Below are 5,398 nucleotides of genomic sequence, written 5' to 3'. Positions count from 1 at the left end.
CAGCGCGGCCAGATCGGCATCCCAGGACACGACCAGATCGTAGGTCAAGACGAAAGTCACCGCAGGATACTCCACGGGCCACAGACCGGCCCTCAGCGACTTGAATCAAGATCTACGAATGTAGTACCAGGTCCAGGAGGGCGATCCCACCCAACTCAAGACGATCGCAGGCTGGCGCTCTACGCCGTATCTCGAGTACACCATCCACACCCCCAAGCCGACGAAGCACGATAGGGAAATTTGCTCAGTCCAGCCAGCTATCACCCAGTACAAAGAGGACAAGGGTAGGCTTCCGCTGTGGGACCAGGAGCTCCTCGGCGACAAGGGCAAGCGGCTCGGCGTAGTGCGCTGGGGGCAGGGCATTCCGAGGGGTAGTTTGTGGTCCCCCAGCTTCCGTTGCGACTGGAAGAAGCTAGGAGTCGGCAACAAGGGCGGCGCGAATACCGGTGGCTGTATCTACATCAGGGCCGATCGGGTGTTCACTATGTCCAAGAGCAAGGATGACGAATGGCTGGACGTCATCAATCACATCGAGAAGGCGTTAAACCCGACGACGAATGCCGGCACCTACCCGCCCTACCGTCCGGGCGACACCACCGACAAGCGGGACGACAATCTCCCACCGGTCAAGGGGCCCCTGGGTACCGAGCTGCCGAAGGTCATCCCGGGCAACTATCTCAAGCCGCCGAACACCCCTGAGGGTTATCCTCTCTGGAGGGGAACCGATGACGGTTACGAGGACAACCGGAAGGTCTTCTCGCAGCATGCGTTCGAGGTTCCCCAGGACAACTTCCGGCTGGGTAACCACTTCAGCTCGAACTATTGCAAGTACTACACTTCGGAGGTCTACGTCAAGTACGGCTACACCAAGGTGCAGTGCGACGAGTATCCCTTCGCCTCTACTGCCGAAGGAGCAGCCAAGGACAAGATTCACTATTCTGTCCAAGGCGTCCGGAAGGAACACAACTGGCTCCATGGGAATGCGTTGAAGGCGTTCTACGGCCACTACCGGCTTCTCACCTATGACCCTGTCAACACCATTACCAAAGTAAGCGACAGCCCGTTCTGGGTGAAGATCGTGGATTAGCGACTGCTGTACATGCGGGGCTGCCAAGCGCAGCCCCGCATTTTTCTCCTGTGAGGATGTGGCGGAGATGGACAAGAGACAGGATCTTCCTGCTGACAATCAGTGGGACCTGCTGGTCGAGCACGGGGAGTGGCTCGAACTAGGGTTTCACGCCCTCTGGATTGAGGGTGATAACGAGGAGGAACTAGCGCGGCTGCTCAGGGGGGATCTCGATGCGCGGGTGGAGTGCGACTTGAGAACGCTGGCCAGGATGGATGCGGAGCCGGATGCAATGGGTGTTTGGATAGGTCCACATGCGCCCGGCTGGACACACGCATTCGTCTTCGGCATGTGGTCGTTCCACCCCGCGATCCGGAATCTGGGCAAGCGACGGGTTTTCGAGGTTCAGTACACGGGTGAAGTGGGCGAAGGGCTAGAGCCGTTGTACCTCAACTACGACGGTGAACAACTCGGCGACGTCACGCCGCCTTTCGAGGAAGGCGGTGACATGGTTTTGCCTGACTATCGGCCCTACACGGTCGGGCTGGAACTGGAGGGGAAGAGGATGCGCGAGCACGTGCATCTTTTCTTCTGCATGATGGGGCGTGTCACGGGACGCTTCGCCGACCGGGATTGGTGGACGGCGGCCCGCGCTTTCTACCGCATCCCTCGCGAAGCGTGGGAGGAATGACGACCGGGTGCCGGGCCGTTCGCTTCGCTGCGCACGCCGAGCCAAGCCCCGACAGGCGGAGAGGTCATGCACACCCTGGTCGATGGGCTCGATCTGACTCGGCACAACCACCCTGGTCCACGAGCCCACCACCATCCTCCGCAAGCCAGAAACTCCGCTTGTAACGTGCAGGAAACCGAGGGTTGGTCCGCGTGGCCGCCGCGGCCAGCAACTGGATTGGTGAGCGGGCGGGGAAGGAGGCGTGGATTTGTCCGACCCGGTCTGACAGGCTGACGGCGGTGTTGGAAGATGAATGCACAAGCGCGGCCCAAGATGCGCTCCACCGGGTGGTCTTGCGGGCTGTAGCGCGCCCGAACAACACCTCCATGGTGGGTGGTCGGCCAGGTAGGCGCTGACGGCCTTGGCGTGGTGGATGTTGTTGTCGTCGCAGATGACCACGATCGCCAGGGTCGTCGGTACGGCCAGGTGGACTGTTCCAACAGGGCGGTGAAGTCGGCGGCGTGCAGACCCGCGTCGGCGCCGGCGATCTCCTTCATGGAAGGGATGGCGCTCAGCTTTACGCATGTATCGGGCATGACCAACGGCTATGTTCGTCGCATGTCGAGCCGTCGTAGCGGGTCACGAGAGGCCTGAGGGCTGAGAATCGGGGTCTGACCTGGGGATACGCCTGCAAGATCATCCCGACTATATCCCCGGATCATGGTCCTACGGCTGCATACGGGCGCCGCCGGCTGCCTATCAAGGTTCACCAAGCAAAAGACCTGCAGCCGTGAAACCGCAGGTCAGTGGCCAAAACGCCTGGTCAGATGCGTGCCCCCGGCAGGATTCGAACCTGCGGCACCCGCTTTAGGAGAGCGGTGCTCTATCCCCTGAGCTACGGAGGCGGACTCTGGTAAGCCTAGCGAAAGTCTGGCACTGCGTGTGACGTGGAGCCGGGGTGAGTTTGGTTGGGTTGGTTATGGGAGTTCTGAGCTGCGGTAAAGGCATGGCAAGTGATCGGATTGTGCCTCGGCAAGCGTGGATAACGTCTGCCTGTGACCAGGAGGAGATGCGCGCGGGCCCGTCGGCGGCCCGTTGTGTTGTTCGGGGCGTTGCTGGCGCCGGGGATCCTTGCCGGTGGGTTGCTGGCGGGGGAGATGGAGGGCTTCGAGCGGGACGTACGGGTGGCCGGTGTCGAGCGCGGGAGCGGGATGGCGGTGTTGGCGCCGGTGCGGTTGCCTGCCCCGGCGCATCCGGATGGTGTGTATGAGGGCGTGGTGCCGGCTCCTGTCCGGGAGGCCCCTGAGCCGGTTCGGCCGGTTCCGGCTGTTTCCACGTCTGGGTCTGAGGGTGGGCCGGAGCCCGAGTCCGAGCGGGTGGTGACTGAGGAGCCGGTGACGCCTGCGCCGGTGCGGACCGAGACGTCGTGTCCGGGGGAGTGGGCGGGCACCTGGTTGTGGGAGTTGTGCCGGGCGCGGCAGCAGGCTGTGGATTCGGACGCGGGCGGCGGGGATGTGCTGCCGGGGATCTGAACCGTGGCCCGGTGGGTGGCGTACCCGTTGGTAGCGAGTGTTGAGCGCTCCTGGGTGGTGGGGTGTTCGGGATTGGTGGTTGACCGTACAAAGTGGGTTTTTTGTCTCATAACAGCTCTTCGGAGTTCGCTCCGGACTCTCTGGGGGCTGTAGTAACGTGCGTGCCTGACCCCGGTAACGAGTTTGCAAACGGAGGAGTCGAACGTGCCAGCCCCTCGGTCAGCGGGTCTGATCGCGGTCGTCATGGCGATGGCTTCTCTAGTTGCGCCGTCCGCACAGGCTCAAGCTCAGGAGCGGGAGCCGCGTGACCCCTCCGGCCTGACCGCACTGCGGCAAGGGGCCGAGAAGTCGGCCAAAGAGCTCGAGGACGCCACCAAGGCACTCGAGAAGCGCCGGGCGGAGATCGCCGCCTCCGAGAAGCAGCTCAAGTCCAAGCTCACCGCTCTGCAGGAGCTGGAAGGGCGGCTCGCGGTGATGCGGAGGCCCGTGGCCGAGCTGGTCGAGTTGATGTACGAGCAGCCGGTCGCGGCGGATGGGGTGCTTCCGTTCCTGTCCGGAGGGTCGGATCAGCGGAAGCTGCGGGCGCTGACGGACGCGACCCACATGGTGACCATGCGGCAGCAGGCGGTCGAGCAGACCAGCGCGCTCTACAAGGAGGCCGAGCGGCTGGCCGCCGAGGCGCAGGAGTTGCGGGCCGGCAACCTGCTGGCCGAGGCGCAGATAGCGGCCGAGGTGGACACGTTGCGGAAGCGGTCGGACAAGATCGTGAAGTCGCTGACGGCGGAGCTGGTCAAGCTGGGTATCAAGATTGACAAGGTGGGGCGGGACGCGCTGGGGTGCAATCCGCTGCGTGCGGCGACGGCCGATGACTATCCCAACGGGCTGATCCCCAAGGGCATGTTGTGCCCGTTGCAGCAGAAGGGGCACAGTCTGAGGGCCGACGCCACCATCGCGTTCGTGAGCCTGAACGAGGCCTACCGCAAGCAATTCGGTAAGTCGATGTGCGTGACCGATGCCTATCGCAGTCTCGGCGAGCAGCAGTCCGTCTATTACCGGCGGCCGGGGTTCGCCGCCGTGCCGGGACGGAGCAACCACGGGCTCGGGCTGGCCGTCGACCTGTGTGGCGGGGTGGAGAGGTCAGGGTCGGCGGAGTTTGTCTGGATGGAGAAGAACGCCAAGAGGTATGGATGGTTCCATCCCGCCTGGGCCTACAGCAATCCGTTCGAGCCATGGCACTGGGAATATGATCCCGACATCGACTCGGTGCTCTAGACGGTGGTCACCTGCGCGCTGCAGAAGGCGCAACGGGAGGCGGCATTGGGGATCTCCGACAGGCATTCGGGGCAGTCGCGGGTCGTCGCCTCGACCTTGGCGGTCAGACGGTCCTTGACGTGGGCGTAGGGCTTGACCACGAGGAAGTAGACCACGCCGGCGACGATCAGGAACGACACCACCGCGTTGATGAAGTTGCCGTACATGAAGTCGGACTGGCCGACCGTGATCCTCAGCGACGAGAAGTCGGGCAGGCCGCCGAACGCCGAGATCAGCGGCGTGAGCAGGTCTTTCACGAACGACTGCACGATCGAGTTGAAGGCCGCCCCGATGACGACGGCCACGGCCAGGTCGATGACGTTCCCCTGCATGAGGAACTTCTTGAATCCACTCATGCAGATGGATGGTAGCCGCGCGCTCACGGGCCGCCACCCGGATTGATGGTGATCGACAGACGGCCACCGGCCTGGGCGGCGGCCAGCTCTGCCGCCTGGGTCGGGGTGGTCGCGAGCACGATCAGGGCACCGTGGTCGTTGCCGGAGTCTCTCGTGGCCGCCGGGATGGTCAGGACCGTCAGCTCCGACGCGATCTGGCGGGCGGGCCGGCCTTCCTGCCAGGACGCCAGCACGCCGATGGTCGCGCCGGGAGAGATGAGCTCGACCGCCGTGGCGTCGGCTATGCGCACGGGGGTGGCCACCATGCCGGGCGGCAGACGGAACGAGTGGAGGAGGCGGACATCGGTCAGGGGCTCGCCCTTGCGCATGGGGGTCGCGAGGATCTGGCCGGTCTGCGTGGTGCGCACCGCTCCTGACGGAGGGTGGGCGAGCGGGACGGGGCTGAAGTCGTCGGGGTCGAGAG

At 64.1% G+C, this 5,398-nt stretch carries 5 protein-coding genes, 1 tRNA gene and 1 pseudogene; 3 read left to right on the top strand and 4 right to left on the bottom strand.

What is annotated here, in order from left to right; translation table 11 throughout:
- The first annotated feature begins 484 nt into the window (after window positions 1-484).
- Together E1294_RS50860 and E1294_RS50855 are read left to right on the top strand one after the other, a co-directional pair.
- Window positions 485-1,087 (top strand): NucA/NucB deoxyribonuclease domain-containing protein, encoded by a 603-nt coding sequence (locus tag E1294_RS50860; protein WP_132520206.1) that lies wholly within the window; start codon window positions 485-487, stop codon window positions 1,085-1,087.
- A gap of 67 nt (window positions 1,088-1,154) precedes the next feature.
- Window positions 1,155-1,757, top strand: a complete 603-nt coding sequence (locus E1294_RS50855) for a hypothetical protein (protein WP_132520203.1) — start codon at window positions 1,155-1,157, stop codon at window positions 1,755-1,757.
- A gap of 139 nt (window positions 1,758-1,896) precedes the next feature.
- On the opposite strand, the pseudogene E1294_RS57900 reads toward E1294_RS50855, so the two are convergent.
- A pseudogene (locus E1294_RS57900) lies at window positions 1,897-2,257 on the bottom strand (IS630 family transposase); the annotation flags it as partial.
- 311 nt (window positions 2,258-2,568) lie between these two features.
- Window positions 2,569-2,641: transfer RNA gene (locus E1294_RS50850), tRNA-Arg, on the bottom strand.
- An 831-nt stretch (window positions 2,642-3,472) separates the two neighbouring features.
- On the opposite strand from E1294_RS50850, the gene E1294_RS50845 reads away from it, so the two are divergent.
- A complete protein-coding gene (locus E1294_RS50845) occupies window positions 3,473-4,540 on the top strand; it encodes a M15 family metallopeptidase (protein WP_246083871.1) in 1,068 nt (355 codons plus the stop codon).
- Here E1294_RS50845 and mscL read toward each other — a convergent pair.
- Window positions 4,537-4,935 carry a large conductance mechanosensitive channel protein MscL gene (mscL, locus tag E1294_RS50840; RefSeq protein WP_132520200.1) on the bottom strand — a complete coding sequence of 133 codons (399 nt, stop codon included), beginning with the start codon at window positions 4,933-4,935 and terminating at the stop codon, window positions 4,537-4,539. The two genes, E1294_RS50845 and mscL, sit on opposite strands and share 4 nt — an antisense overlap.
- 23 nt (window positions 4,936-4,958) lie before the next feature.
- On the bottom strand, window positions 4,959-5,398 hold a 440-nt coding region (locus E1294_RS50835; RefSeq protein WP_246083870.1), incomplete at its 5' end, for an RcpC/CpaB family pilus assembly protein.

Source organism: Nonomuraea diastatica (genome assembly GCF_004349015.1).
GTDB classification, from domain to species: Bacteria; Actinomycetota; Actinomycetes; order Streptosporangiales; family Streptosporangiaceae; genus Nonomuraea; species Nonomuraea diastatica.
This window is presented reverse-complemented; position numbering and strand designations above follow the sequence as displayed.

Coding starts and splice junctions, on each gene's coding strand:
- E1294_RS50860 (WP_132520206.1), top strand. CDS start 485: ATGTCCAAGAGCAAGGATGACGAATGGCTGGACGTCATCAATCACATC.
- E1294_RS50855 (WP_132520203.1), top strand. CDS start 1,155: ATGGACAAGAGACAGGATCTTCCTGCTGACAATCAGTGGGACCTGCTG.
- mscL (WP_132520200.1), bottom strand. CDS start 4,935: ATGAGTGGATTCAAGAAGTTCCTCATGCAGGGGAACGTCATCGACCTG.